This is a genomic window from Pseudomonas sp. zfem003, from assembly GCF_032621675.1.
GTDB lineage: Bacteria > Pseudomonadota > Gammaproteobacteria > Pseudomonadales > Pseudomonadaceae > Metapseudomonas > Metapseudomonas otitidis.
Genome location: NZ_JAVYJG010000008.1, coordinates 295071 through 320032, shown reverse-complemented (window position 1 = coordinate 320032; position 24962 = coordinate 295071). Strand labels below are relative to the sequence as shown.

Sequence of the window (24962 nt, the reverse complement as noted above, 5' to 3'; positions counted from 1 at the left end):
GACACAACCCCCTATGTCAAAAAGACAGGCATCCGCAGAAGCCCTAAATACCGAGCTCTCCGAGCACACGCCCATGATGCAGCAGTACTGGAAGCTGAAGAATCAGCATCCGGACCAGCTGATGTTCTACCGCATGGGCGACTTCTACGAGATTTTCTACGAAGACGCGAAGAAGGCGGCCAAGCTGCTGGACATCACCCTGACCGCGCGCGGGCAGTCGGCCGGCAAGGCGATTCCCATGGCAGGCATCCCCTTTCACTCGGTGGAGGGTTACCTGGCCAAGCTGGTCAAGCTCGGTGAGTCGGTGGTCATCTGTGAACAGATCGGCGACCCGGCCACCAGCAAGGGCCCGGTCGAACGCCAGGTCGTTCGGATCATCACTCCGGGTACCGTCAGCGATGAGGCCCTGCTGGACGAGCGTCGCGACAACCTGCTCGGCGCCGTGCTGGGTGACGAGCGGCTGTTCGGCCTGGCCGTGCTGGACATCACCAGTGGCCGCTTCGCTGTGCAGGAAATCAAGGGCTGGGAAAACCTCCTGGCCGAACTCGAGCGCCTCAACCCGGCCGAACTGCTCATCCCCGACGACTGGCCGCAGGGGCTGCCGGCGGAGAAGCGCCGGGGCGTGCGCCGCCGTGCGCCCTGGGACTTCGACAGGGATTCGGCGAAGAAGAGCCTGTGCCAGCAGTTCGGCGTACAGGACCTCAAGGGCTTCGGTTGCGAGAACCTGACCTTGGCGATCGGCGCGGCAGGCTGCTTGCTGGCTTACGCCAAGGAGACCCAGCGTACCGCCCTGCCCCACCTGCGCAGCCTGCGCCATGACCGCCTCGACGACACGGTGATCCTCGATGGCGCGAGCCGTCGCAACCTGGAACTGGACGTCAACCTTTCGGGCGGGCGGGACAACACCCTGCAATCCGTCGTCGACCGCTGCCAGACCGCCATGGGCAGCCGGCTGCTTGGGCGCTGGCTGAACCGTCCGTTGCGTGACCGGGCTGTGCTGGAAGCACGCCAGGACTCCATCACCGCGCTGCTGGACGGCTACCGCTATGAAGGGCTGCAACCGCAGCTGAAGGAGATCGGCGACGTCGAACGGATCCTCGCCCGTATCGGCCTGCGCAACGCCCGCCCCCGCGACCTGGCTCGCCTGCGCGATGCCCTGACCGCGCTGCCGGCCCTGCAGGACGCCATGAGCGGCCTGGACATTCCCCATCTTCAGACCCTGGCCGGCAGCATCCGTACCTATCCGGAGCTGGCTGATCTGCTCACGTGCGCCATCATCGACAACCCGCCGGCGGTGATCCGCGATGGCGGCGTGATCAAGACCGGATACGACGCGGAACTGGACGAGCTTCAGGCGCTCAGCGAGAACGCCGGCCAGTACCTGATGGATCTGGAAGCCCGGGAGAAGGCCCGAACCGGGCTGCCGAACCTCAAGGTCGGCTACAACCGCATCCACGGCTACTACATCGAACTGCCACGGGTGCAGGCCGAGCAGGCACCTGCCGACTACATCCGGAGGCAGACGCTGAAGGGTGCCGAGCGCTTCATCACCCCGGAACTCAAGGCCTTCGAGGACAAGGCGCTATCGGCCAAGAGTCGCGCCCTCGCCCGCGAGAAGATGCTCTACGAAGCCCTGCTGGAACTGCTGATCGAGCAGCTCGCGCCTCTGCAGGACACCGCAGCCGCGCTGGCCGAACTGGACGTGCTGAGCAACCTGGCCGAGCGTGCACTCAACCTCGACCTGAACCGCCCCCGCTTCGTCGACGATCCCTGCCTGCGCATCACCCAGGGCCGCCACCCGGTGGTGGAGCAGGTATTGGAAACCCCCTTTGTCGCCAACGACCTGACCCTGGATGACAGCACGCGGATGCTGATCATCACCGGACCGAACATGGGTGGTAAGTCGACCTACATGCGCCAGACGGCCCTGATCGTGCTGCTGGCCCATATCGGCAGCTTCGTGCCGGCAGCACGGTGCGAGCTTTCCATGGTGGATCGCATCTTCACCCGCATCGGCTCCAGCGACGACCTGGCGGGCGGGCGCTCGACCTTCATGGTGGAAATGAGCGAAACCGCGAACATCCTCCACAACGCCACGGACCGTAGCCTGGTGCTGATGGACGAAGTAGGCCGCGGGACCAGCACCTTCGACGGCCTCTCGCTGGCCTGGGCGGCTGCCGAGCACTTGGCCAGGCTGCGTGCCTACACCCTGTTCGCCACACACTATTTCGAACTCACGGTGCTGCCGGAAAGCGAGCCGGTGGTGGCCAACGTGCACCTGAACGCCACCGAGCACAATGAGCGGATCGTCTTCCTGCACCATGTTCTGCCAGGCCCTGCCAGTCAGAGCTATGGGTTGGCGGTGGCGCAACTGGCGGGCGTCCCGGGTGGGGTGATCCAGCGAGCACGCGAGCATCTGGCACGGCTGGAAACCACCAGCCTGCCCCACGAATTGCCCCAGACAGCGCCAGGGAAACCCGCGCCGCCGATGCAGAGCGACCTGTTCGCCAGCCTGCCCCACCCCGTGCTGGAGGACCTGGCCAAGGCCGATCCGGACAACCTCACGCCCCGGCAGGCACTTGATCTGCTTTATGCCCTGAAATCACGAATCTAACGCCGAGGCAAACAAGCTGTTAGAATCCCGCGCGCTCTGGACGAGCTTCGGTCGCCAGCCTGAGCCGGGATAGCCGATCCAGAGCAGGAAGCCCATGAAGTCGGGCTTCCATGCCGCCGCTTGAGGAGAGAATCAGAATGACCTTCGTCGTCACCGACAACTGCATCAAATGCAAATACACCGACTGCGTGGAAGTCTGTCCGGTAGACTGCTTCTACGAAGGCCCGAACTTCCTGGTGATCCACCCGGACGAGTGCATCGACTGCGCGCTATGCGAGCCCGAGTGCCCCGCACAGGCCATCTTCTCCGAGGATGAAGTACCGGAGGACATGCAGGAGTTCATCGAACTGAACCGCGACCTGGCGGAAGTCTGGCCGAACATCACCGAGAAAAAAGAAGCCCTCTCTGATGCCGAAGAGTGGGACGGTGTGAAAGGCAAGCTCCAGCATCTGGAGCGCTGAAAAGCACCAAAAGAAAAGGCCCGCCAAAGCGAGCCTTTTTCATTTCTTGCGGGCAAAAAAAGGGGCGGTTGCCCGCCCACTCTTTTGTCCCTATCCCTTTGTTTCCCAATCATCATCCTGATGAACCGCATCCTGCGGTGTTCCTGGCAAAAATCCGTCTCCGCCTGCAACCATTCCGTGTCGCGTGGAAGTGATATTAACGGCTTCCCTGAACGGGACAAGCTCACCCCATGGTGCTGGAGAACAGTGCTCTCACTTTTTATCTCAAAAAAATATTCTTTAATTTCAATTAGATAGAAAAAATAGAAACCTAAAAAACCCGTTCACGTCGCGCTCTTTACACACTTCACTTACGCCACATGTAAGCGATAGCTTACAAAATCTCTATCACTTCGGCCGGACACTTGCTAAGACCCCTCAATAAAAAACCCGGCCGAAGCCGGGTTCTCAAGGGCAGCTCGCCTTATTGGAAAAGTGCGTCGCTGGAAAGCCCATTCTTTTCAAGGATTTCACGCAGTCGCTTCAGGGCCTCAACCTGAATCTGGCGCACGCGCTCTCGGGTGAGGCCAATCTCCTGGCCTACCTCTTCCAAGGTGCAACTCTCATGACCACGCAGGCCGAACCTGCGCACCACTACCTCCCGCTGCTTGTCCGTCAGGTCGGAGAGCCACTGGTCGATGCTCTGGGACAGATCATCGTCCTGCAGAAGCTCGCAGGGGTCGGTGGGGCGGTCGTCGGTCAGTGTATCCAGGAGGGTCTTATCGGAGTCTGGACCAAGGGAAACGTCAACCGAAGTCACCCGCTCGTTCAGGCCGAGCATGCGCTTGACCTCTTCGACAGGCTTCTCCAGCAGGTTGGCGATCTCTTCGGCCGATGGTTCGTGGTCGAGTTTCTGGGTCAGCTCACGAGCCGCACGCAAATAGACGTTCAGTTCCTTGACCACGTGGATCGGCAGCCGGATGGTCCGGGTCTGGTTCATGATCGCGCGTTCAATGGTCTGACGTATCCACCAGGTGGCGTAGGTGGAAAAACGGAAGCCACGCTCGGGATCGAACTTCTCAACCGCCCTGATCAAACCGAGGTTGCCCTCTTCGATCAGGTCCAGCAGTGAGAGACCGCGATTGACATAGCGTCGGGCGATCTTGACCACCAGCCGGAGGTTGCTTTCGATCATGCGCTTGCGTCCGGCGGGGTCGCCCCGCTGGGCCAGTCGCGCAAAGTGGACTTCTTCTTCTGGAGTAAGGAGAGGGGAAAAGCCGATTTCGTTGAGATAAAGCTGGGTCGCGTCCAATGCGCGGGTGTAGTCGATGTACTTGTGTTGCTTGGGTGAGTTCGACTGCCTCGAACGCGTGCCAGACGAAGTTGCCTCGGGCTCCTCGGTCAGCACGTCATCCACGATGCCCGGCTCAAGAATGAGCAGGTCGTCATCGACATCAAACTCCGGCGCTTCTTTGTTGAGTGCCATTGTTGTTGTCCCTTGCTGAGTTCGACAACAAGCCCTGGCGATACCATTTCCCTGGCTACGCCTGAGCCCGTCCAACCTACGAGGACGACGGGCTGAACAACGATCAGCGAGGCGGCAGATATTGCAGCGGATCTACAGGCTTGCCCTGGCGGCGAATCTCAAAGTGCAGCTTCACCCGGTCGGTACCTGTGGAGCCCATTTCTGCAATGGTCTGGCCAACCTTGACCTGCTGTCCCTCCCGAACCAGCAACCTGCGGTTGTGACCATAGGCGCTCACGTAGGTATCGCTGTGCTTGATGATCACCAGTTCACCGTAGCCCCGTAATCCACTTCCGGCATACACAACGGAACCATCAGACGCAGCTAAGACAGGCTGGCCTAATTCCCCGCCTATATCAATGCCTTTATTCAAACTTCCGTTTGAGGAGAATCGGGCAATCAACGGACCGCCCGCCGGCCAGGCCCAACCTCCCGCAGGGCGCCCGGCTGGCGGGGCTGGAGGGGGCTGGGAGACACCCGGAGCAGGCTGCGGCCTGGAAGTGGCCGGCGGCGTCTTGGTAGTCGAAGACGGCGGAACCGGTCGGGTCGACGGCGACGTCGTAGGAGCCGTTGCCACAGTACGAGTGGGAGTTGAGCCGGTCTGGCCGTCGAAACGGATGACCTGGCCCGGGCGGATTACGTAGGGAGCCGGAATGCTGTTGCGTGCCGCAAGGGCCTTCCAGTCCCAGCCGAAACGGAACGCAATGGAATAGAGGGTATCGCCCCGCTGGACACGGTACTGCCCGGAGGTGGTCGGCTGTCGCTGCGTGCCGGAGGCCGACGGGTTGTTCCGGTCCACGACCTGGACACCACCCTTGGGCGAGCTGGCGCACCCCGCCACCAACCAGGCGATGACGACCATCGCTGCCAGTGCACGCATGCTTCCAGTGCTAATCCCCTGCCGAATGGCCAGGCTCATTCCCGTCCCCTTTCCCTACGTCCCAAGGTCATGCTTATTGTTGCCAATTATATCTGAGGGGCACGTTATCCACTGCGCACCGCGGCGCAAGACTACGCCCGGCCACCAGCCAATCAGAGAGCCGACTGGCCTTGCAGGTTCCCTGCTGGCCGCATCAGGCCAGCGGACCGCTCAGCAAGGGTACGAACCGCACCGCATCGAGGATGTGCCGGGAGAAACCGTTTTCCTCGCGGACGATCAGCATCAATTGCTGGACGTCCCCTGCCCCAACCGGAATCACCAGCCGCCCACCCGGTGCCAATTGGTCCAGCAGCGCTTGCGGAACTTCGGCGGCAGCCGCCGTGACGATGATGCCGTTATAGGGTGCCAGTGCAGGCCAGCCTTCCCAGCCATCGCCCCAGCGGAAAACCACGTTGCGCAGGTTCAGCTCGGCCAGACGCTCCTTCGCACGATCCTGCAGTGCCTGGATCCGCTCGACGGAGAACACCCGCTCCACCACCTGCGCCAGGATCGCGGTCTGGTAGCCGGAACCGGTGCCGATTTCGAGCACCTTGTCCAAGGGCCCCGCCGCCAGCAGCAGCTCGCTCATGCGCGCCACCATGTAGGGCTGCGAGATCGTCTGGTTGTGGCCGATGGGAAGCGCTGTGTCTTCGTAGGCCCGGTGGGCCAAGGCCTCATCGACGAACAGGTGGCGCGGGGTCCGACGGATGCTTTCCAGCACATGGGCGTTGGACAGCCCCTCCTCATAGAGGCGCTGGATCAGGCGTTCGCGGGTGCGCTGCGAGGTCATGCCGATGCCCCGTCGCAACAGATCATCCTGCTCGCGGGCCATCAGGACAGGCCTCCCAACCAGCTATCCAATGAGTCGAACGCCTGGGTGAAAGTGCGATCGAGCTGGAGCGGGGTGATCGAGACATAGCCCTGCATGACTGCATGGAAATCAGTCCCTGGCCCACCATCCTCCGCGTCCCCGGCGACTGAGATCCAGTAGCCCTCCTTCCCCCTCGGGTTCACAACCTTCACCGGTGCTGCTGCACGAGCGCGATGGCCAAGGCGGGTGAGCTGGATGCCACGGATATGGTCCAGCGGGAGGTTGGGGATGTTCACGTTGAGCACGGTGCGGGGCGGCAGGTCGAGCTGCTCGTGCGCCTCCACCAGCAGGCGGGCGAAATGCGCCGCTGTCGGCAGGTTGTCCGGCTGCCGCGAAAGCAACGAGAAGGCAAAGGCCGGGCGGTCCAAGAAGCGACCCTCCAAGGCAGCAGCCACCGTCCCGGAATAAAGCACGTCATCCCCCAGGTTGGCGCCCAGGTTGATGCCGGAGACCACCATGGCAGGGGCCTCCTCCAGCAATCCGTTCAGGCCGAGGTGCACGCAGTCGGTCGGGGTGCCGTTGATGCTGATGTAACCGTTGGCCAGGACCTGCGGATGCAGGGGGCGGTCCAGCGTCAATGCACTGCTGGCGCCGCTCCGGTCCTGGTCGGGCGCGATGACCACACACTCGGCATAACCCTCGAGCGCAGCATGGAGGGCGGCGATACCGGGTGCGTTCACCCCGTCGTCGTTGGAAATCAGAATACGCATGGATTGTCCGTGTGCCCCACCGGCACCAGATCGACAAGCTCGCGCACCACTGCGGTAGCGAAGCATCCGGCCGGCAGGACGAATTCCAGTTGCAGAACGTCAGGCCCGGGATAATGCCACGTAAGTCCCCCGATGGGGAGGCGCAGGATGCGCCGTTCGTGCGCCATGCCCGCCTCGACGAGCCAGTCACGCAGGGCCGGCTCGGCCAGCGCCACGGATTGCTCCGATGCTTGCGTCGAACCGCCGGCCGGCGAGTCACCCTGGCCCCACAGCGGACCGGTGGGATGCAGATCGAGAATCGCCAACCTCGGGTCGGCGCACTCGGCCTCTCCTGCCGGGAAGAAACTCCGGCTGTCGGTAAAGGCCAGGAGATCGCCGACCTGCGCCTGGTTCCAGTTGCCATTGGCCACACGCGCAGCCAGTACCCGGTTGAACAGGTAACTGCGGCCTGCCGAGAGCAAACGGGAGCGCAGGTTGCGTTGCTCGGGCAATACGTGCTGCTCGGCGAAGTGCCGGGCCTGCAGCAGGTTGCCGCCCTCGTGGCCAAAGCGCTGCAGGCCGAAGTAGTTGGGCACGCCGACGGCAGCCAGCGTCTTCAGCCGAGCCTCCAGGGCTTCCGGGTCGGCCTGCAAGGCCGTCAGCCTCAGGGTGAAACCGTTGGCCGAGTGGGCACCCCGCTGCAGCTTTCGCTTATGGCGGACCTGGCGCAGGATGCGCAGGGTCTCGCCTTCTGCCGAAGCAAGGTCCGGATCGGCCTTGCCCGGCAGGTGCAGACTGAACCACTGGCGGGTCAGCGCCTGGCGATCCTTCAGGCCGGCGTAGCTGATGGCCCGCTGGGGAACGCCCGCAGCCCGCGCAATGCGCCGGGCCGCTTCCTCGGTATTGAGGCCGCGCTTTTCCACCCACAACCACAGGTGTTCACCTTCACCCGCCAGGGGAATGTCCAGCACCTCGTCCACCTGGAAGTCTTCGGCCACCGCCTTGAGGACGGCCTGGCCGAGCGCTTCGCCATGGGCCCGGGGCCCCAGCAGTTCGAGTTCAGTCATAGCGGCAGCAGCAGGGCAACAGCGTGGACGGCGATGCCCTCTTCACGCCCGGTGAAACCGAGCTTCTCGGTGGTGGTCGCCTTGACGTTGACCTGGTCGATACCGACCTCAAGGTCAGCCGCAATGGCAGCGCGCATCGCCTCGATGTGCGGCGCCATCTTCGGTGCCTGGGCCACGATGGTGGCGTCGACGTTACCCACCTTCCAGCCCTTGCCCTTCACCTGGGCCAGGACATGGCGGAGCAGCACGCGGCTGTCCGCTCCCTTGAACTGCGGGTCGGTGTCCGGAAAGTGCTTGCCGATATCACCGAGTGCCGCCGCACCGAGCAAGGCGTCGGACAGTGCGTGCAGCACCACGTCGCCGTCGGAATGGGCCACCAGGCCGAACCTGTGGGGGATGCGTACCCCGCCGAGGGTGATGTGATCACCGTCACCGAAGCGGTGTACGTCGTAACCGTGTCCAATGCGCATGAGAGGAATGCCCCGTAAGAACAGGGGCGGGATTCTACCCGAAAGCGGAGCGACCGATGGCCGCCCCGCCTAGGTAACGCGTCAGCCCCGCAGGGCCGAAGCGTGATGGCGCAGGTGATCGTCGATGAAGCTGGCGATGAAGTAGTAGCTGTGGTCATAACCCGGCTGCAACCGCAGGGTCAGCGGATGGCCACTGGCGCGGGCGGCAGCCTGCAGCGCGTCCGGCTTGAGCTGGCCGTCCAGGAAGTCATCGCGGTCGCCCTGGTCAACCAGGATCGGCAGACGCTCCTGGGCTTCGGCCAGCAGTGCACAGGCGTCCCACTCGCGCCAGCGCGAACGGTCATCCCCCAGGTAACGGGAGAACGCCTTCTCGCCCCAGGGGCAAGCTATTGGATTGCTGATCGGTGCAAAGGCCGAAACCGACTGGTAGCGCCCGGGGTTCTTCAGCGCGCAGACCAGCGCGCCGTGCCCGCCCATGGAGTGCCCTGCGATGCCGCGGCGGTCCGAAACCGGGAAGTTGGCCTCCACCAGCGCCGGCAGCTCCTGCACCACGTAGTCGTACATGCGGTAGTGACGGGCCCAGGGCTCCTGGGTCGCATTGACGTAGAAACCGGCACCCAGGCCGAAATCCCAGGCCTTGTCCGGGTCATCCGGCACACCCTCGCCCCGGGGGCTGGTGTCGGGCGCGACGATGATCAGCCCAAGCTCGGCCGCCAGGCGCTGGGCGCCGGCTTTCTGCATGAAGTTCTCGTCGGTGCAGGTCAGCCCGCTCAGCCAGTAGAGCACGGGCAGCTTCTCGCCCTGTTCCGCCTGGGGCGGCAGGTACACCGCGAACACCATGTCGCAGTTCAGGCAGGTCGAGCGATGGCGGTAGCGCTTGTGCCAGCCACCAAAGCTCTTGTTGCTGGAAACGATCTCGAGGGTCATGGGGGCCTCCGGGTCGTCCTCAGGGCAACGCACAGGCGACAGGCAATCCCTGCCGCCCTGCGCCAGCCGAAAGGGCGCTCAGTAGTGGATGACGGTGCGGATGCTCTTGCCTTCGTGCATCAGGTCGAAGGCCTCGTTGATGCGATCCAGCCCCATGGTGTGGGTGATGAAGGTGTCCAGCGGGATCTCGCCCGACTGGGACTTCTCCACGTAGGTCGGCAGCTCGGTGCGGCCTTTCACCCCACCGAAGGCCGAGCCACGCCACACGCGACCGGTGACCAGTTGGAACGGACGGGTCTTGATCTCAGCACCGGCCGGAGCCACGCCGATGATGACCGACTCACCCCAACCCTTGTGGCAGCACTCCAGCGCCGCACGCATCAGGTCGACGTTGCCGACGCACTCGAAGCTGTAGTCCACGCCGCCGTCGGTCATCTCGACGATCACGTCCTGGATCGGCTTGGCGTGGTCCTTCGGGTTGACGAAGTCGGTCGCACCCAGCTCGCGGGCCACGTCGAACTTGGAGGGGTTGATATCGATGGCGATGATGCGCGAAGCCTTGGCCATCTTGGCGCCGATGATGGCGGCCAGGCCGATGCCGCCGAGGCCGAAGATGGCGACGGTAGCGCCCTCCTCCACCTTCGCGGTATTGAGCACGGCGCCGATGCCGGTGGTCACGCCACAACCCAGCAGGCAGACCTTCTCCAGCGGGGCTTCCTTGGGAATCTTCGCCAGGGAGATTTCCGGCAGCACGGTGTACTCGGAGAAGGTCGAGCAGCCCATGTAGTGGTAGATCGGCTGGCCGTTGTAGCTGAAGCGGCTGGTGCCGTCGGGCATCAGGCCCTTGCCCTGGGTCGCACGGACCTTCTGGCACAGGTTGGTCTTGCCGGACTTGCAGAACTTGCACTCGCGGCATTCGGCCGTGTAGAGCGGGATCACGTGGTCGCCCACTGCCAGGGAGGTGACGCCTTCGCCCACCGCCTCGACGATGCCGCCGCCCTCATGGCCGAGGATGCACGGGAACACACCCTCGGAATCCGCGCCCGACAGGGTGTAGGCGTCGGTGTGGCAGACACCGGTGGCGACGATGCGCACCAAAACTTCGCCCGCCTTGGGCGGCGCGACATCGACTTCGACGATCTGCAGGGGTTTGCCAGCCTCGAAGGCAACGGCGGCGCGGGACTTGATCATGGCGCTTCTCCAGCGATGTGAACGGTGGCGGGAGTGTAGATGACCTCGATTTGGTAAATAATCCGCCACAAAGCAAAACTTTATTGCCACACAGGGATAATCCAATGAACCGCTGGGAAGGCCTGGACGAATTCATCGCCGTCGCGGAAACCGGCCAGTTCACCGCCGCGGCCCAGCGCATCGGCCTCTCTTCATCCCAGGTGAGCCGCCAGATCGCCCGACTGGAAGAGCGCCTGCAAACCCGCCTGTTCTACCGCAGCACCCGCAAGGTGGCGCTGACCGAGGCCGGGCAGACCTTCCTGCAGCACTGCCAGCGCTTGGTGGATGCGCGGGACGAGGCCATGCGCGCCATCAGCGACCTGACCGGCGAACCCAAGGGCCTGCTGCGCATGACCTGCGCGGTGGCCTATGGCGAGCGCTTCATCGTGCCGCTGGTGAACGCCTTCATGGCACGCCACCCGCAGCTGCGGGTCGACATCGAGCTGAGCAACCGCCCGCTGGACCTGGTGCACGAAGGGCTGGACCTGGCCATCCGCCTCGGCCGCCTGCAGGACTCGCGGCTGGTGGCGACGCGCCTTGCGCCCCGCGTCATGTACCTGTGCGCCGCCCCGAGCTACCTGGAACGCTATGGCCGGCCCCACAGCCTGTCCGAGCTGGCCCGGCACAATTGCCTGGTGGGCAGCTCGGACCAGTGGACCTTCCAGCAGGACGGCAAGGAACAGAGCCTGAGGGTGCAGGGCAACTGGCGCTGCAACAGCGGCCAGGCCGTGCTGGATGCCACGCTACGTGGCTTCGGCCTGTGCCAGCTCCCCGACTACTACGTGCTGGACCACCTGAAGAGCGGCGAGCTGGTGTCCCTGCTGGAGCAGCATCGCCCGCCGAATACCGCCGTCTGGGCGCTGTACCCCCAGCAGCGCCACCTGTCACCCAAGGTCCGCCAACTGGTGGATGCACTCAGGGACGGCCTGGCGTCGACCCACCCGGCGGCGTAGGCGTGGGGGCCCGCCCATGGCGATGCAGGAAGCCGTGGACGTGCCCGGGGAAGCGCGAAGCCACCCAGGCGAACCCCAGGTACTTGAGGACCTTGCCTGCCAGGATGGCGGCGAACGCTCCCGGGTAGGCCAGCGGCACGGTGGACAACGCCAGCAGCGCCGGCGTCTGCGGCAGGGGCAGCAGGGCCACGGCGAAGAGCGCCAGCAGCCCGTACTCGTGGGTCCAGCCCATCACCCGCAGCCAGGAAGGGTCAGTGGCCATGGCTGGGAACCAGGCGTACAGCTGGCTCCAGCCCAGGTAGTGGGCGATCAGCATCATCCCCAGCGCACCGCAGCTGCTGCCCAGGGCGGCGAACAGGCTGACCACGCCCCAACGCCGGGGCGCCATGAGCACGGCGGGAACCACGACGGAGGTGATGGGATAGGCCGCCGTCAGGGTGCCGACGAAAGCCAGCCCCAGGCACAGCCAGGGCAGCCGCCAGCCGTCACCGGCCCAGCGCAGCACCCGGTGCAGGTAGCCTTCCAGGCGGGGCAGCAGGCGTCCCAGGCGCTTCATGGCAGGGCTCAGCGGTCGAACAGGCCACGCTGCAGGCGCAGCAGGTCTTCGGGGGTGGTGACCTTGATGTTGTCGGCGCGCCCTTCCACCAGGCAGGGCGCGGCGCCGGCCCACTCCATCGCCGACGACTCGTCGGTGATCGCCACGCCGGCGACCAGTGCATCGGCCAGGGCCCGGTGCAGCGCACCGAAGCGGAACATCTGCGGTGTGTAGGCCTGCCAGACCTGGCTGCGGTCGATGGTGTCGGCGACTCGCCCATCAGGGCCGATGCGCTTGAGGGTGTCCCGGGCGGGGACCGCCAGCAGGCCGCCCACCGGATCGTCGGCCAGCTCCGCCAGCAGGCGATCCAGGTCGAAACGGGACAGGTTGGGCCGGGCCGCATCGTGCACCAGCACCCAGTCGCGCGGTTGCGCGCCGAGTTCGGCCAGACGCAGGAGTGCGTTGAGTACCGAGTCCGCACGCTCCCGGCCACCCTCGGCGCGCTCGATGCGCGGGTCACGGGATGCAGCAAGGCTCGGCCAGTACGGGTCCTCCGGGCTCAGGCTGACCACCAGGCGCTTGAGCCGCGGGTGGTCGAGAAAGGCTGCAAGGGTATGTTCGAGCAAGGTGCGTCCGGCCAGCTCCAGGTACTGCTTGGGTCGGTCGGCACGCATGCGGGCCCCCACGCCGGCGGCGGGGATAACGGCCCAGAATTCGGGGAGTTCGGGTGGGGTCATTCGGTGATCTGGTAGAGGGTCTCGCCCTCTTTGACCATGCCCAGCTCATGGCGGGCACGCTCCTCGACGGTTTCCGTACCCTTCTTGAGCTCCGACACCTCGGCCTCGAGGATGCGATTGCGCTCGAGCAGGCGCTCGTTCTCGCCCTTCTGCTCGGCGATCTGCTTTTCCAGTTCGGCGACCTGGGCGAGGCTGCCATCACCCACCCAGAGGCGATACTGCAACCCGGACAAGACCAGGATCAGTACGACGAACAACCAGTAGGGGGATTTGGCCATCGAAAGAGAAGTATCCATACGAAAAGGGCAGCTTTCGCTGCCCTTTTTATCATCCCCGGCTTAGCCGCGGAACTCGGCACGACCGCGGTAAGGGGCCTTTCCGCCCAGTTGCTCTTCGATACGCAGCAGCTGGTTGTACTTGGACACGCGGTCGGAACGGCACAGGGAGCCGGTCTTGATCTGGCCGGCAGCGGTGCCTACGGCCAGGTCGGCGATGGTGCTGTCCTCGGTTTCACCGGAACGGTGGGAGATCACCGCGGTGTAGCCGGCAGCCTTGGCCATCTGGATGGCTTCCAGGGTCTCGGTCAGGGAACCGATCTGGTTGAACTTGATCAGGATCGAGTTGGCGATGCTCTTGTCGATGCCTTCCTTGAGGATCTTGGTGTTGGTCACGAACAGGTCGTCACCCACCAGTTGCACCTTCTCGCCGATCTTCTCGGTCAGGGACTTCCAGCCGGCCCAATCGGACTCGTCCATGCCGTCTTCGATGGAGATGATCGGGTAGCGCTGGGTCAGGCCGGCCAGGTAGTCGGCGAAACCGTTGGCGTCGAACACCTTGCCCTCGCCGGCCAGGTCGTACTTGCCATCCTTGAAGAACTCGCTGGAAGCGCAGTCCAGGGCAAGGGTCACGTCGGTGCCCAGCGTGTAGCCGGCATTGGCGACGGCTTCGGCGATGGCACCCAGTGCGTCTTCATTGGAGGCCAGGTTCGGGGCGAAGCCGCCCTCGTCACCCACCGCGGTGTTCAGGCCACGGGCCTTCAGCACGGCTTTCAGGTGGTGGAAGATCTCGGCGCCCATGCGCAGGGCGTCGGCGAAGTTCTTGGCGCCGACCGGCTGAACCATGAACTCCTGGATGTCGACGTTGTTATCGGCGTGCTCGCCGCCGTTGATGATGTTCATCATCGGGACGGGCATGGAGTACTGGCCCGGAGTGCCGTTCAGGTCGGCAATGTGCGCGTACAGCGGGACACCCTTGGCCTGGGCAGCCGCCTTGGCAGCCGCCAGGGACACGGCGAGGATGGCGTTGGCGCCCAGCTTGGCCTTGTTCTCGGTACCGTCGAGTTCGATCATCGCGCGGTCCAGGGCCTTCTGGTCGGTCGCGTCCTTGCCCAGCAGCAGGTCACGGATCGGGCCGTTGATGTTGGCCACGGCCTTCAGCACGCCCTTGCCCAGGTAACGGCTCTTGTCGCCATCACGCAGTTCCAGCGCCTCGCGGGAACCGGTGGATGCACCGGACGGCGCGCAGGCGCTGCCGATGAAACCGTTCTCGAGGATCACGTCGGCTTCCACGGTGGGGTTGCCACGGGAATCCAGAACCTCGCGGCCCTTGATGTCGACGATCTTTGCCATTGTTGTTAGCACTCCAAAGTTGACGATAACGCTGCAGCGAAATTAGAGGGGCGGGCCGTCCGGATGTTCATTCGGCAGTTCCGGCGAAAACATGACCGAATGGTCAGCTTGCGCCCGCCCGGCACTTTACCGGAGAACTGCCGGCTCAGGCAGTCTCGATCGGCGGAAAAGCCTTGACCAGGTCATCCAGGCGCTTGAGCTGGTCGAGGAACGGCTCCAGCTTGTCCAGGCGCAGGGCGCACGGGCCATCGCACTTGGCGTTGTCCGGGTCCGGGTGGGCCTCGAGGAACAGGCCGGCCAGCCCCTGGCTCATGCCCGCCTTGGCCAGGTCGGTGACCTGGGCACGACGACCGCCCGCGGAATCCGCGCGGCCGCCCGGCATCTGCAGGGCGTGGGTGACGTCGAAGAACACCGGGTAGCCGAACTGCTTCATGATGCCGAAGCCGAGCATGTCGACCACCAGGTTGTTGTAGCCGAAGGACGAACCGCGCTCGCAGAGGATCAGGCGATCGTTACCGGCTTCTTCGCACTTGGTCAGGATGTGCTTCATCTCCTGGGGTGCGAGGAACTGGGCCTTCTTGATGTTGATGACTGCATGGGTCTTCGCCATCGCCACCACCAGGTCGGTCTGGCGGGAGAGGAAGGCCGGCAGCTGGATGATGTCGCAGACCTCAGCCACCGGAGCGGCCTGGTAAGGCTCGTGCACGTCGGTGATGACCGGCACGCCGAAGGTCTTCTTCACCTCTTCGAAGATCTTCATCCCCTCTTCCAGGCCGGGACCACGGAAGGAGTTGATGGAGGAACGGTTGGCCTTGTCGAAGCTGGCCTTGAACACGTACGGGATGCCGAGTTTCTCGGTGACCCGCACGTACGCTTCGCAGACCTTCAGCGCCAGGTCACGGGACTCCAGCACGTTCATGCCACCGAAGAGCACGAAGGGCTTGTCGTTGGCGATCTCGATGTCGCCGACGCGAACGATCTTCTGCTGCATGCTCAGGCCTTCTTCGTTTTCTGTGCCAGGGCGGCCTTGACGAAGCCGCTGAACAGCGGATGGCCGTCACGCGGGGTGGAGGTGAACTCCGGGTGGAACTGGCAGGCGACGAACCACGGATGGTCCGGTGCCTCGACCACTTCGACCAGGGCGCCGTCGCCGGAGCGGCCGGTGATCTTCAGGCCGGCTTCCTTCAGTTGCGGCAACAGGTTGTTGTTCACTTCGTAGCGGTGGCGGTGGCGCTCGACGATCTCGTCCTTGCCGTAGCAGGCGTGAACCTGCGAGCCGGCCTCCAGCTGGCAGGCCTGGGCGCCGAGGCGCATGGTGCCGCCCAGGTCCGAGGCTTCGGTACGGATCTCGGTGGCGCCGGTGGCGTCCTGCCACTCGGTGATCAGGCCGACCACCGGATGGCCGCTGGCCTTGTCGAACTCGGTGGAGTTGGCGTCGGTCCAGCCCAGTACGTTACGGGCGAACTCGATCACGGCCACCTGCATGCCGAGGCAGATGCCCAGGTAGGGGATCTTGTTCTCGCGGGCGTACTTGACGGTGGTGATCTTGCCTTCCACGCCGCGCAGGCCGAAACCACCGGGGACCAGGATGGCATCGACGCCTTCCAGCAGGCTGGTGCCCTGGTTCTCGATGTCTTCGGAGTCGATGTAGCGCAGGTTCACCTTGGTGCGGTTCTCGATGCCGGCGTGGCTCATCGCTTCGATCAGCGACTTGTAGGCATCCAGCAGCTCCATGTACTTGCCGACCATGGCGATGGTGACTTCCTTCTCGGGGTTCAGCTTGGCGTCAACCACGCGGTCCCACTCGGACAGGTCGGCACCGCCGCACTGCAGGCCGAAACGCTCGACGACGAAGTCGTCCAGGCCCTGGGCGTGCAGCACGGAAGGAATGCGGTAGATGGTGTCGACGTCCTGCAGGGCGATGACCGCACGCTCTTCCACGTTGGTGAACAGCGCGATCTTGCGGCGGGAGGACAGGTCGACCTCGTGGTCGGAACGGCAGATCAGCACGTCGGGCTGCAGGCCGATGGAACGCAGCTCCTTCACCGAGTGCTGGGTCGGCTTGGTCTTGGTCTCGCCGGCGGTGGCGATATAGGGCACCAGGGTCAGGTGCATCAGCATCGCGCGCTTGGCGCCGACCTCCACCCGCAGTTGGCGGATGGCTTCGAGGAAGGGCTGGGACTCGATGTCACCCACGGTGCCACCGATCTCCACCAGGGCCACGTCGGCATCGCCGGCGCCCTTGATGATGCGACGCTTGATCTCGTCGGTGATGTGCGGAATCACCTGGATGGTGGCGCCCAGGTAGTCACCACGGCGCTCCTTGCGCAGCACATCGGCATAGACGCGGCCGGTGGTGAAGTTGTTGTTCTGGGTCATGGTGGTGCGCACGAAGCGCTCGTAGTGGCCCAGGTCGAGGTCGGTCTCGGCGCCGTCCTCGGTGACAAACACTTCGCCGTGCTGGAACGGGCTCATGGTGCCCGGGTCCACGTTGATGTACGGGTCCAGCTTGAGCATGGTGACCTTCAGGCCCCGCGCTTCCAGAATGGCGGCCAAGGATGCCGAGGCGATGCCTTTCCCCAATGAAGAAACAACACCACCCGTGACGAAGATGTAGCGCGTCATGAATAACCCTAGAAGTCAGCGTTTAGGCGGAAGGCCGCCGGAGAGAGCGAATCGGGCCTGGGCCCGGAATCTGGAACAGTGCCGAAACGGCAAGCACCTGCCAGTTCCGAGGGAATCGGCAGGTGCTCTGTAAGACGGGAGCGTAGTCTACCGGAAAGACCCTTTCAGCTCAAACCTTGGTCATTCGTCGGGGGTGTCCAAGACAGGGTCCAGCCCCCCTCCCGAGGGCCCTCCAGCCCTTGAAGATTGGGCACCGCAAGCAGTTCGTCGCCTCGGTATAGCAAGGGCAGGCGACCCCGGGCAAAAGCCGGGAAACCCCGCTCATTGAGCAGCCGCTTGAGATCACGTCGCCCCCGCCCATCGATCTGCATCGACTCCCCGCCTTGGCGATAGCGCACCTGCAAGGGACCTTCCGGACCCCGCCCTTCGATCCACACCACGCCATTGCCGTCCAGGGCCAGGGGATGCTCGGGGTTCGGCCAGGGCTGCGCCGCCGGCACGACATCCAGCCAGGCGTTGCCGAGCCACCAGAGCCGGCCACCTGCGCGGCGCAGTTCGCCACCAGCCAGGCGCCAGACCGGTTCGGCATCCGGTGCGGCATCACGCAAGGCCACCCAGCCCGCCCAGTGATCGCTGTCGGGCATGGCCGTGAAGGTGGCGAGCCAGTGACGCAGGGCATTGCGCTGCCGTGGTTCGGACAACGCCAGCAGCGGATCGAGGGAGAGGGTCTGCAAACCCAGCCAGGGGAATACCTCGGTGTCTCGCGCGGCAGCCAGGTCGATGGCCGCCAACTCCCCCAGCAGCGCCTCACCCTCGGCCAGGTGCGCAGCACTGCGGACCATGCCGCCGAGCGCGCGCGGCCAGCGTGACACCAGGGCAGGCAGGACGATCTGTCGCAGGTAGTTGCGATCCAGCCGGGTGTCCTGGTTCGACGGGTCCTCGACCCAGTCCAGCCCTTGCTCCCGCGCATAGGCCTCCAGGTCCTGACGGGCCACGTCCAGCAACGGCCGCAGCAAGTGACCGTCGCCCAGAGCGCGGCTCACCGGCATCCCCGCCAGACCCCGCACGCCAGCACCGCGCATCAACCGGAACAGCAGCGTCTCAGCCTGATCGTCACGGTGCTGAGCCAGCATCAGCACCTGCCCCACCTCAACGGCCTGTTCGAAGGCGCCATAGCGCGCCCGACGAGCGGCATTCTCCAGGCTGGCGCCCTCCTCCACGACAACGGAGGCATGCATCAAGGGCACACCGAGTCGGTCACACACGGCCTGGCAATGGGCCGGCCATGCCTCGGCAGCCGACTGCAGGCCGTGATGGACATGAAGTGCGCTGAGCGGCGGCACGTCACCCTGGCGGGAGAGCACAACCAGCAGATGCAGCAGGACGGTGGAGTCGAGGCCGCCGGAGAAGGCGACCGTCCACCCCGGCGCGGAGCGCCAGGGCAGGGTGCGGGACAGCAGGAGGGAATGGAGCGAGCGGGCCAGTGGCGAGCCCTCATCGGCCCGCCCCGGCGCGTGGCCCTCAGGCCACGCCATAACTCATCAGACGCTCGTAGCGACGGGCCAGCAGGTCGTCGACCGACAGCTTCTTCAGGGTCTTGAGCTGGCCGAGCAGCTCCTCGCGGATCGACTGGGCCGCAATGGCCGGCTCGCGGTGGGCGCCGCCCAGCGGCTCGGGAATGACCTTGTCGACGATCCCCAGGCCTTTCAGGCGCTCGGCGGTGATGCCCATGGCCTCGGCCGCGTCGGGCGCCTTCTCGGCGGTTTTCCACAGGATGGAGGCACAGCCTTCCGGCGAGATCACCGAGTAGGTCGAGTACTGCAGCATGTTCAGGCGATCGCACACGCCGATGGCCAGCGCACCGCCGGAACCACCTTCGCCGATCACGGTGGCGATGATCGGAGTCTTCAGACGCGCCATGACCCGCAGGTTCCAGGCGATGGCTTCGCTCTGGCCGCGCTCTTCGGCATCGATGCCCGGGTAGGCGCCAGGGGTGTCGATGAAGGTCAGGATCGGCATCTTGAAGCGCTCGGCCATCTCCATCAGGCGGCAGGCCTTGCGGTAGCCCTCGGGACGGGGCATGCCGAAGTTGCGACGGACCTTCTCACGCACTTCACGGCCTTTCTGGTGACCGATCACCATCACCGGCTGGTCGTCCAGGCGGGCTACGCCGCCGACGATGGCCGCGTCGTCGGAGAAATGGCGATCGCCATGCAGCTCGTCGAACTCGGTGAAGATGTGGCTGATGTAGTCCAGGGTGTAGGGCCGGCGCGGATGGCGGGCCAACTGGGCGATCTGCCAGCTGGTAAGGTTGCCGAAGATGCTTTCGGTCAGGGCGCTGCTTTTTTCCTGAAGGCGGGCAATCTCGTCGCTGATGTTCAGCGCATTGTCGTTGCCGACCAGGCGCAGCTCCTCGATCTTGGCTTGCAGGTCAGCGATCGGCTGTTCGAAATCCAGAAAGTTCGGGTTCATAGGCTTCCGTCGTGCGCGTGGGGCCAGGCGGCTGGGTCCATTTGGCGCCCTACCTTAAAGGAAGGGCGCATGTGGGTCGAGAGAACGCGGCGCGTCAGCCGCGTCTCACCGGTAGTGCAGGAAGACGTTGTCGCGCCCGAACTGGTCACGCAATGCCTGAATCAGCGTATCGGCCGGGTCGATGCACCACTGCTCGCCGAACTGCAGCAAGGCACGGGCACTGGGGCCTGCGTAGTCGATGGTGATCGGGCAGGAGCCCCGGTGGCGCCCGCACAGGTCGGCGAGCCAGCGCAGGCGGTCGCCTTGCAGGGCGCTGTGGTCCACCTTCATCCGGAGGCTCTCGGCCAGCCCGGTACGGGCCTCCTCCAGGCTCATGACGCGCTTGGCACGCAGGCGCAGGCCACCGGAGAAGTCGTCGTGGCTCACCTCCCCTTCCACCACCACCAGCGCATCGGTCTGCAGCAGGGTGTGGGCGGAGGCGAAGGCATCGGCGAACAGGGAGGCCTCGATGCGCCCGGAGCGGTCGTCGAGGGTGATGAAGCCCATCTTGTCGCCCTTCTTGTTCTTCATCACCCGCAGGTTGACGATCAGGCCGGCGATGGTCTGGGTATCCCGCGCGGGCTTGAGTTCGACGATGCGCTGACGGGCGAAGCGGCGCACCTCGCCCTCGTATTCGTCGATGGGGTGCCCGGTGAGGTAGAGCCCAAGGGTGTCCTTCTCGCCCTTGAGGCGCTCCTTGAGGGTCAGCTCCTTGGCACGACGGTGGTTGGCGTAGACGTCGGCGTCGGGCTCGGCGAAGAGTCCGCCGAACAGGTCCATGTGGCCGCTGTCGTGGCTGCGGGCGGTCTGCTCGGCGGCCTGGATGGCTTCCTCCATCGCTGCCAGCAGCACGCCCCGGTTGCGGTCGATGCCAGCCTGGTAGGCCTTGGGCTCGTCACTGAAGAACGGCCCGAGGCGATCCAGCGCACCGCCACGGATCAGCGCTTCCAGCGTGCGCTTGTTGATGCGCTTGAGGTCGACACGGTTGCAGAAGTCGAACAGGTCCTTGAACGGCCCACCCTCGTCACGGCATTCGACGATGGCCTCCACCGGCCCCTCGCCCACGCCCTTGATCGCACCGAGGCCGTAGATGATCTGCCCGGCGTCGTCGACGGTGAAGCGGTAGTCGGAGTTGTTCACGTCCGGCGCGACGATGCGCAGCTTCATGCTGCGGCACTCTTCGATGAGCGTCACCACCTTGTCGGTGTTGTGCATATCCGCCGTGAGCACCGCCGCCATGAAGGGCGACGGGTAGTGGGCCTTCAGCCAGGCGGTCTGGTAGGAAACCCAGCCATAGGCGGCGGAGTGGGATTTGTTGAAGCCATAACCGGCGAACTTCTCCACCAGATCGAAGATGTTGCCCGCCAGCTCGGCATCGATGCCATTGCTGGCACAACCTTCGATGAAGCCGCCGCGCTGCTTGGCCATCTCCTCGGGCTTCTTCTTGCCCATGGCGCGACGCAGCATGTCCGCGCCGCCGAGGGTGTAGCCCGCCATCACCTGGGCGATCTGCATCACCTGTTCCTGGTAGAGGATGATGCCGTAGGTGGGCTTGAGCACCGGTTCGAGGCCGGCGTACTGGTAGTCCGGGTGCGGGTAGGAGAGCTCGGCACGGCCGTGCTTGCGGTTGATGAAGTCGTCCACCATGCCGGACTGCAGCGGCCCCGGACGGAACAGGGCCACGAGGGCGATCATGTCTTCCAGGCAGTCGGGCTTGAGCTTCTTGATCAGCTCCTTCATGCCGCGGGATTCAAGCTGGAAGACCGCGGTGGTCTCCGCCTTCTGCAGCATGTCGTAGGTCTTCTTGTCGTCCAGCGGGATGCGGTCGATGTCCACCAGCGGCAGGCCGTTCTTCTCCTGCTCGCGGTTGATCATCTCCATGGCCCACTTGATGATCGTCAGCGTGCGCAGGCCGAGGAAGTCGAACTTCACCAGGCCGGCCGCTTCCACGTCGTCCTTGTCGAACTGGGTCACCAGGCCGCCGCCTTCCTCGTCACAGGCAATGGGCGCGAAATCGGTCAGCTTGGTGGGGGCGATCACCACGCCACCGGCGTGCTTGCCGGTGCCCCGGGTGATGCCTTCGAGCTTGAGGGCCATGTCCCAGATTTCCTGGGCTTCCTCATCGGACTTGAGGAAGTCCCGCAGGACCTCTTCCTGGTTGTAGGCCGCCTCCAGGGTCATGCCCACTTCGAAGGGGATCATCTTCGACAGGCGATCGGCCAGTCCGTAGGACTTGCCCTGCACCCGTGCCACGTCACGCACCACAGCCTTCGCCGCCATGGAGCCGAAGGTGATGATCTGGCTCACCGCGTTGCGGCCGTACTTCTCGGCCACGTAGTCGATCACGCGGTCGCGGCCGTCCATGCAGAAGTCGACGTCGAAGTCGGGCATGGAGACCCGCTCGGGGTTGAGGAAGCGCTCGAACAGCAGGTCATAGGCCAGCGGGTCGAGGTCGGTGATCTTCAGCACGTAGGCGACCAGCGAGCCGGCACCCGATCCACGGCCAGGCCCCACCGGGACGCCGTTGTTCTTCGCCCACTGGATGAAGTCGGCAACGATCAGGAAGTAGCCGGGGAAGCCCATCTGGATGATGGTGCCCAGCTCGAACTCCAGACGGTCGATGTAGAGCTGGCGCTTCTCTTCGTAGTCCGGGGTCGTCTCCTTCGGCCAGAGCACCGCGAGGCGCTCTTCGAGGCCTTCGTAGGAGGCGTGGCGCAGGTAGTCGTCGATGCCCATGCCATTGGGCGTCGGGAAATCGGGCAGGAAGTGCTTGCCCAGGCGCACGTCGATGTTGCAGCGCCGGGCGATCTCGACGGTGTTCTCGATGGCGTCGGGGAGGTCGCTGAACAGCTCGGCCATCTCTTCCGGCGACTTCAGGTACTGCTGGTTGGAGTAGTTGCGCGGACGGCGAGGGTCGTCGAGGGTCCGGCCTTCGCCGATGCACACGCGGGTCTCGTGGGCCTCGAAGTCGTCGGCCTTGATGAAGCGCACGTCGTTGGTCGCCACCAGCGGCGCTCCGCAGCGATCCGCCAGGGCCACGGCCGCGTGCACATGTTCCTCGTCATTGACGCGGCCGGTGCGTTGCAGCTCCAGGTAGAAGCGATCCGGGAACACTGCCTGCCACTCCGCCAGCAGGTGCTCGGCGGCAGCAGTGTCGCCGTTGAGCAGCGCCATGCCGATCTCGCCTTCCTTCGCGCCGGACAGAGCGATCAGGCCTTCGGCGGCCTCCTTCACCCAGTCGCGCTGGATGATCACCAGGCCGTTGCTCTGACCATCGGACCAGCCACGGGAGATCAACTCGGTGAGGTTGCGATAGCCCTTGCCGTCCATCGCCAGCAGCGTCATGCGGCTGAGGGGGCCGTCTTCGTCCAGGCTCGCCAGCCAGATGTCGGCGCCACAGATGGGTTTGATTCCGCCACCCTGGGCCGCCTTGTAGAACTTGACCAGGGAGCACATGTTGCTCTGGTCAGTGACCGCCACCGCTGGCATGCCGGCAGCCGCCACGGCCTTGATCAGGGGCTTGACCCGCACCAGGCCGTCGACCAGGGAGTACTCGGAATGGAGACGGAGATGCACGAAGGAAACGGTCATGACGATCCTTTGGAAGAGGCAGAAACGGCAGGGCCCGGATTGTACCGGGCCCGATGGTAAAGCTACAGGTTTGCGCTCAGCGTCGAACCGGGGTCAGCGGCGATCGTCCCAGATGCCGGGTTCCAGCTTGTCCTGGATCTCCGGGTACTGGCTGGCATCGAAGGTCGGCAGCTTGCCGGCCTTGCGCTGGGCGTTGTAGTCCCGGGCCAGCTTGATGGCCAGGTTGGAGAGCAACAGGATGGCGATCAGGTTGGTGATCGCCATCAGCCCCATGGACACGTCCGCCAGGTTCCAGACGAAGGGCAGCGACGCCAGGGCGCCGAACATCACCATCCCCAGCACCGCCAGGCGGAAGACCAGCAGACCGCCCGGGTGGTTGTGCTCGAGGAACACCAGGCAGTTCTCGGCGTAGAAGTAGTTGGCGACGATGGAGGTGAAGGCGAAGAACAGGATGATCACCGCCAGGAAGTACTTGCCCCACAGGCCCACCTGGCTGGTCAGCGCGTTCTGCACCAGCATGATGCCCTCGCCTTCCTGCGGGCCGGCCAGGAGGATGATGGCCGCCGACGCGGTGCAGATCAGCAGGGTGTCGATGAACACACCGGCCATCTGCACATAGCCCTGGGAGGCCGGGTGCGGCGGATAGGGCGTCGCCGAGGCGGCCGCGTTGGGCGCCGAGCCCATACCCGCCTCGTTGGAGAACAGGCCACGCTTGAAGCCGTTCATGATCGCCGCGCCGATGCCGCCGGCCGCCGCCTCATGCCAGCCGAAGGCACTCTTGACGATCATCACCAGGATGCCGGGCAGTTCGCTGGCCTGGGTGATGATCAGCACCACGGCCACCAGCAGGTAGGCGACCGCCATGAACGGCACCGCCAGTTCGGAAAAGCGAGCAATGGAGCGCAGGCCACCGAAGATGATCAGCGCCGTGATCGCCACCAGGGCGAGGCCGCTGATCCACAGCGGCACGCCGAACGCACCCTGCATGGCGCCGCTGATGGTGTTGGCCTGGACCGAGTTGAAGACGAAACCGAAGGCCAGGATCAGGAACAGCGAGAACAGCACGCCCATCCAGCGAGCACCGAGGCCTTTCTCCATGTAGTAGGCCGGGCCACCGCGGAACTGGCCCTTGTCGTCACGGATCTTGAACAGCTGGGCCAGGGTCGCCTCGACGAAGCCGGTGGCCATGCCGACCATCGCGATCATCCACATCCAGAACACTGCGCCAGGGCCACCCAGGGTGATGGCGACGGCCACACCGGCGACGTTGCCGGTGCCGACCCGTGCGGCCAGCGAGGTGCACAGGGCCTGGAAGGAGGAAATGCCGGAATCATCGGCCTGGCGACTGCCCTTGAGCACGCTGAAGGTGTGCCCGAAGTGGCGGAACTGGATCAGCCCGAGGCGGACGGTGAAGTACAGGCCGCAGCCCACCAGCAGCCAGATCAGGACCTTGCCCCAGATGAAGCCGTTGAGCGAGTTGACCACCAGGTTGGCCATGTCTTGCATGAGGAACTCCTTGGGCCGCTTATGGCGGCACTCAGTGAAACGCTGGAATACCCGGATGAAGTATCGCAGCGGAAAGATGATCTCGCTGGGGCGCCCGGTTGCCGACTGAGAGGCAGCGCATGGC

21 protein-coding genes are annotated in these 24962 nt (G+C 64.8%); 3 read left to right on the top strand and 18 right to left on the bottom strand.

Going from position 1 to position 24962, the window contains the following annotated elements; genetic code table 11:
* Positions 1-13 precede the first annotated feature (13 nt).
* Together mutS and fdxA are read left to right on the top strand one after the other, a co-directional pair.
* A complete protein-coding gene (gene mutS / locus RTK35_RS20925; RefSeq protein WP_316908882.1) occupies positions 14-2614 on the top strand; it encodes a DNA mismatch repair protein MutS in 2601 nt (866 codons plus the stop codon).
* A 137-nt stretch (positions 2615-2751) separates the two neighbouring features.
* Entirely contained in the window at positions 2752-3075 is a 324-nt protein-coding gene (gene fdxA / locus RTK35_RS20920) for a ferredoxin FdxA (protein ID WP_044414294.1), read from the top strand.
* Positions 3076-3538: 463 nt separating this feature from the next.
* Here the strand turns inward: fdxA and rpoS are convergent, their stop codons facing one another.
* The 8 genes from rpoS to RTK35_RS20880 form a co-directional block, all read right to left on the bottom strand.
* On the bottom strand, positions 3539-4540 hold the full coding sequence (gene rpoS, locus RTK35_RS20915; RefSeq protein WP_044414296.1) for an RNA polymerase sigma factor RpoS: 1002 nt from the start codon (positions 4538-4540) through the stop codon (positions 3539-3541).
* Between the two features lie 103 nt (positions 4541-4643).
* On the bottom strand, positions 4644-5498 hold the full coding sequence (locus tag RTK35_RS20910) for a peptidoglycan DD-metalloendopeptidase family protein (protein WP_044414298.1): 855 nt from the start codon (positions 5496-5498) through the stop codon (positions 4644-4646).
* A gap of 154 nt (positions 5499-5652) precedes the next feature.
* Positions 5653-6288: a protein-L-isoaspartate(D-aspartate) O-methyltransferase gene (locus tag RTK35_RS20905; protein ID WP_172435135.1), complete on the bottom strand. Its 636-nt coding sequence runs from the start codon at positions 6286-6288 to the stop codon at positions 5653-5655.
* Positions 6289-6329: 41 nt separating this feature from the next.
* Positions 6330-7079 carry a 5'/3'-nucleotidase SurE gene (gene surE, locus RTK35_RS20900; protein WP_074971927.1) on the bottom strand — a complete coding sequence of 250 codons (750 nt, stop codon included), beginning with the start codon at positions 7077-7079 and terminating at the stop codon, positions 6330-6332.
* Positions 7067-8125, bottom strand: a complete 1059-nt coding sequence (truD, locus tag RTK35_RS20895; protein ID WP_316908881.1) for a tRNA pseudouridine(13) synthase TruD — start codon at positions 8123-8125, stop codon at positions 7067-7069. Before truD ends, surE begins: the two co-directional genes overlap by 13 nt.
* A complete protein-coding gene (gene ispF / locus RTK35_RS20890) occupies positions 8122-8595 on the bottom strand; it encodes a 2-C-methyl-D-erythritol 2,4-cyclodiphosphate synthase (protein ID WP_074971929.1) in 474 nt (157 codons plus the stop codon). Before ispF ends, truD begins: the two co-directional genes overlap by 4 nt.
* Before the next feature lie 81 nt (positions 8596-8676).
* Complete coding sequence (fghA, locus tag RTK35_RS20885; RefSeq protein ID WP_316908880.1) at positions 8677-9522, bottom strand: S-formylglutathione hydrolase; 846 nt, start codon at positions 9520-9522, stop codon at positions 8677-8679.
* Positions 9523-9600: 78 nt separating this feature from the next.
* Entirely contained in the window at positions 9601-10713 is a 1113-nt protein-coding gene (locus RTK35_RS20880; RefSeq protein WP_044414315.1) for an S-(hydroxymethyl)glutathione dehydrogenase/class III alcohol dehydrogenase, read from the bottom strand.
* Between the two features lie 104 nt (positions 10714-10817).
* On the opposite strand from RTK35_RS20880, the gene RTK35_RS20875 reads away from it, so the two are divergent.
* A complete protein-coding gene (locus RTK35_RS20875; protein ID WP_074971931.1) occupies positions 10818-11705 on the top strand; it encodes a LysR substrate-binding domain-containing protein in 888 nt (295 codons plus the stop codon).
* Here the strand turns inward: RTK35_RS20875 and RTK35_RS20870 are convergent.
* The 10 genes from RTK35_RS20870 to RTK35_RS20825 form a co-directional block, all read right to left on the bottom strand.
* Complete coding sequence (locus RTK35_RS20870) at positions 11668-12261, bottom strand: hypothetical protein (protein WP_074971932.1); 594 nt, start codon at positions 12259-12261, stop codon at positions 11668-11670. The two genes, RTK35_RS20875 and RTK35_RS20870, sit on opposite strands and share 38 nt — an antisense overlap.
* Before the next feature lie 8 nt (positions 12262-12269).
* Positions 12270-12977: a 2-C-methyl-D-erythritol 4-phosphate cytidylyltransferase gene (gene ispD / locus RTK35_RS20865; RefSeq protein WP_316908879.1), complete on the bottom strand. Its 708-nt coding sequence runs from the start codon at positions 12975-12977 to the stop codon at positions 12270-12272.
* Complete coding sequence (gene ftsB / locus RTK35_RS20860; protein ID WP_107328241.1) at positions 12974-13255, bottom strand: cell division protein FtsB; 282 nt, start codon at positions 13253-13255, stop codon at positions 12974-12976. Before ftsB ends, ispD begins: the two co-directional genes overlap by 4 nt.
* A 60-nt stretch (positions 13256-13315) precedes the next feature.
* Complete coding sequence (eno, locus tag RTK35_RS20855; protein WP_107328240.1) at positions 13316-14605, bottom strand: phosphopyruvate hydratase; 1290 nt, start codon at positions 14603-14605, stop codon at positions 13316-13318.
* Positions 14606-14750: 145 nt separating this feature from the next.
* Positions 14751-15596 carry a 3-deoxy-8-phosphooctulonate synthase gene (gene kdsA, locus RTK35_RS20850; RefSeq protein WP_142015295.1) on the bottom strand — a complete coding sequence of 282 codons (846 nt, stop codon included), beginning with the start codon at positions 15594-15596 and terminating at the stop codon, positions 14751-14753.
* A 2-nt stretch (positions 15597-15598) separates the two neighbouring features.
* Complete coding sequence (locus RTK35_RS20845; protein ID WP_107328239.1) at positions 15599-17230, bottom strand: CTP synthase; 1632 nt, start codon at positions 17228-17230, stop codon at positions 15599-15601.
* Positions 17231-17394: 164 nt separating this feature from the next.
* Positions 17395-18765 (bottom strand): tRNA lysidine(34) synthetase TilS, encoded by a 1371-nt coding sequence (gene tilS, locus RTK35_RS20840; protein WP_316908878.1) that lies wholly within the window; start codon positions 18763-18765, stop codon positions 17395-17397.
* On the bottom strand, positions 18752-19702 hold the full coding sequence (gene accA, locus RTK35_RS20835) for an acetyl-CoA carboxylase carboxyl transferase subunit alpha (protein WP_044414343.1): 951 nt from the start codon (positions 19700-19702) through the stop codon (positions 18752-18754). Before accA ends, tilS begins: the two co-directional genes overlap by 14 nt.
* A 105-nt stretch (positions 19703-19807) precedes the next feature.
* A complete protein-coding gene (gene dnaE / locus RTK35_RS20830) occupies positions 19808-23332 on the bottom strand; it encodes a DNA polymerase III subunit alpha (protein ID WP_316908877.1) in 3525 nt (1174 codons plus the stop codon).
* 93 nt (positions 23333-23425) lie between these two features.
* Positions 23426-24838 (bottom strand): alanine/glycine:cation symporter family protein, encoded by a 1413-nt coding sequence (locus RTK35_RS20825; RefSeq protein WP_044414349.1) that lies wholly within the window; start codon positions 24836-24838, stop codon positions 23426-23428.
* Between the last annotated feature and the right edge of the window lie 124 nt (positions 24839-24962).

What these genes read in the sequence shown, in the direction of transcription:
- surE (WP_074971927.1), bottom strand. Translation starts at nt 7,079, where the DNA reads ATGCGTATTCTGATTTCCAACGACGACGGGGTGAACGCACCCGGTATC.
- ispD (WP_316908879.1), bottom strand. Translation starts at nt 12,977, where the DNA reads ATGACCCCACCCGAACTCCCCGAATTCTGGGCCGTTATCCCCGCCGCC.
- truD (WP_316908881.1), bottom strand. Translation starts at nt 8,125, where the DNA reads ATGACTGAACTCGAACTGCTGGGGCCCCGGGCCCATGGCGAAGCGCTC.
- RTK35_RS20845 (WP_107328239.1), bottom strand. Translation starts at nt 17,230, where the DNA reads ATGACGCGCTACATCTTCGTCACGGGTGGTGTTGTTTCTTCATTGGGG.
- accA (WP_044414343.1), bottom strand. Translation starts at nt 19,702, where the DNA reads ATGAACCCGAACTTTCTGGATTTCGAACAGCCGATCGCTGACCTGCAA.
- RTK35_RS20870 (WP_074971932.1), bottom strand. Translation starts at nt 12,261, where the DNA reads ATGAAGCGCCTGGGACGCCTGCTGCCCCGCCTGGAAGGCTACCTGCAC.
- tilS (WP_316908878.1), bottom strand. Translation starts at nt 18,765, where the DNA reads ATGGCGTGGCCTGAGGGCCACGCGCCGGGGCGGGCCGATGAGGGCTCG.
- RTK35_RS20875 (WP_074971931.1), top strand. Translation starts at nt 10,818, where the DNA reads ATGAACCGCTGGGAAGGCCTGGACGAATTCATCGCCGTCGCGGAAACC.
- dnaE (WP_316908877.1), bottom strand. Translation starts at nt 23,332, where the DNA reads ATGACCGTTTCCTTCGTGCATCTCCGTCTCCATTCCGAGTACTCCCTG.
- ftsB (WP_107328241.1), bottom strand. Translation starts at nt 13,255, where the DNA reads ATGGCCAAATCCCCCTACTGGTTGTTCGTCGTACTGATCCTGGTCTTG.
- ispF (WP_074971929.1), bottom strand. Translation starts at nt 8,595, where the DNA reads ATGCGCATTGGACACGGTTACGACGTACACCGCTTCGGTGACGGTGAT.
- RTK35_RS20825 (WP_044414349.1), bottom strand. Translation starts at nt 24,838, where the DNA reads ATGCAAGACATGGCCAACCTGGTGGTCAACTCGCTCAACGGCTTCATC.
- RTK35_RS20880 (WP_044414315.1), bottom strand. Translation starts at nt 10,713, where the DNA reads ATGATCAAGTCCCGCGCCGCCGTTGCCTTCGAGGCTGGCAAACCCCTG.
- eno (WP_107328240.1), bottom strand. Translation starts at nt 14,605, where the DNA reads ATGGCAAAGATCGTCGACATCAAGGGCCGCGAGGTTCTGGATTCCCGT.
- fdxA (WP_044414294.1), top strand. Translation starts at nt 2,752, where the DNA reads ATGACCTTCGTCGTCACCGACAACTGCATCAAATGCAAATACACCGAC.
- mutS (WP_316908882.1), top strand. Translation starts at nt 14, where the DNA reads ATGTCAAAAAGACAGGCATCCGCAGAAGCCCTAAATACCGAGCTCTCC.
- RTK35_RS20910 (WP_044414298.1), bottom strand. Translation starts at nt 5,498, where the DNA reads ATGAGCCTGGCCATTCGGCAGGGGATTAGCACTGGAAGCATGCGTGCA.
- fghA (WP_316908880.1), bottom strand. Translation starts at nt 9,522, where the DNA reads ATGACCCTCGAGATCGTTTCCAGCAACAAGAGCTTTGGTGGCTGGCAC.
- kdsA (WP_142015295.1), bottom strand. Translation starts at nt 15,596, where the DNA reads ATGCAGCAGAAGATCGTTCGCGTCGGCGACATCGAGATCGCCAACGAC.
- RTK35_RS20905 (WP_172435135.1), bottom strand. Translation starts at nt 6,288, where the DNA reads ATGACCTCGCAGCGCACCCGCGAACGCCTGATCCAGCGCCTCTATGAG.
- rpoS (WP_044414296.1), bottom strand. Translation starts at nt 4,540, where the DNA reads ATGGCACTCAACAAAGAAGCGCCGGAGTTTGATGTCGATGACGACCTG.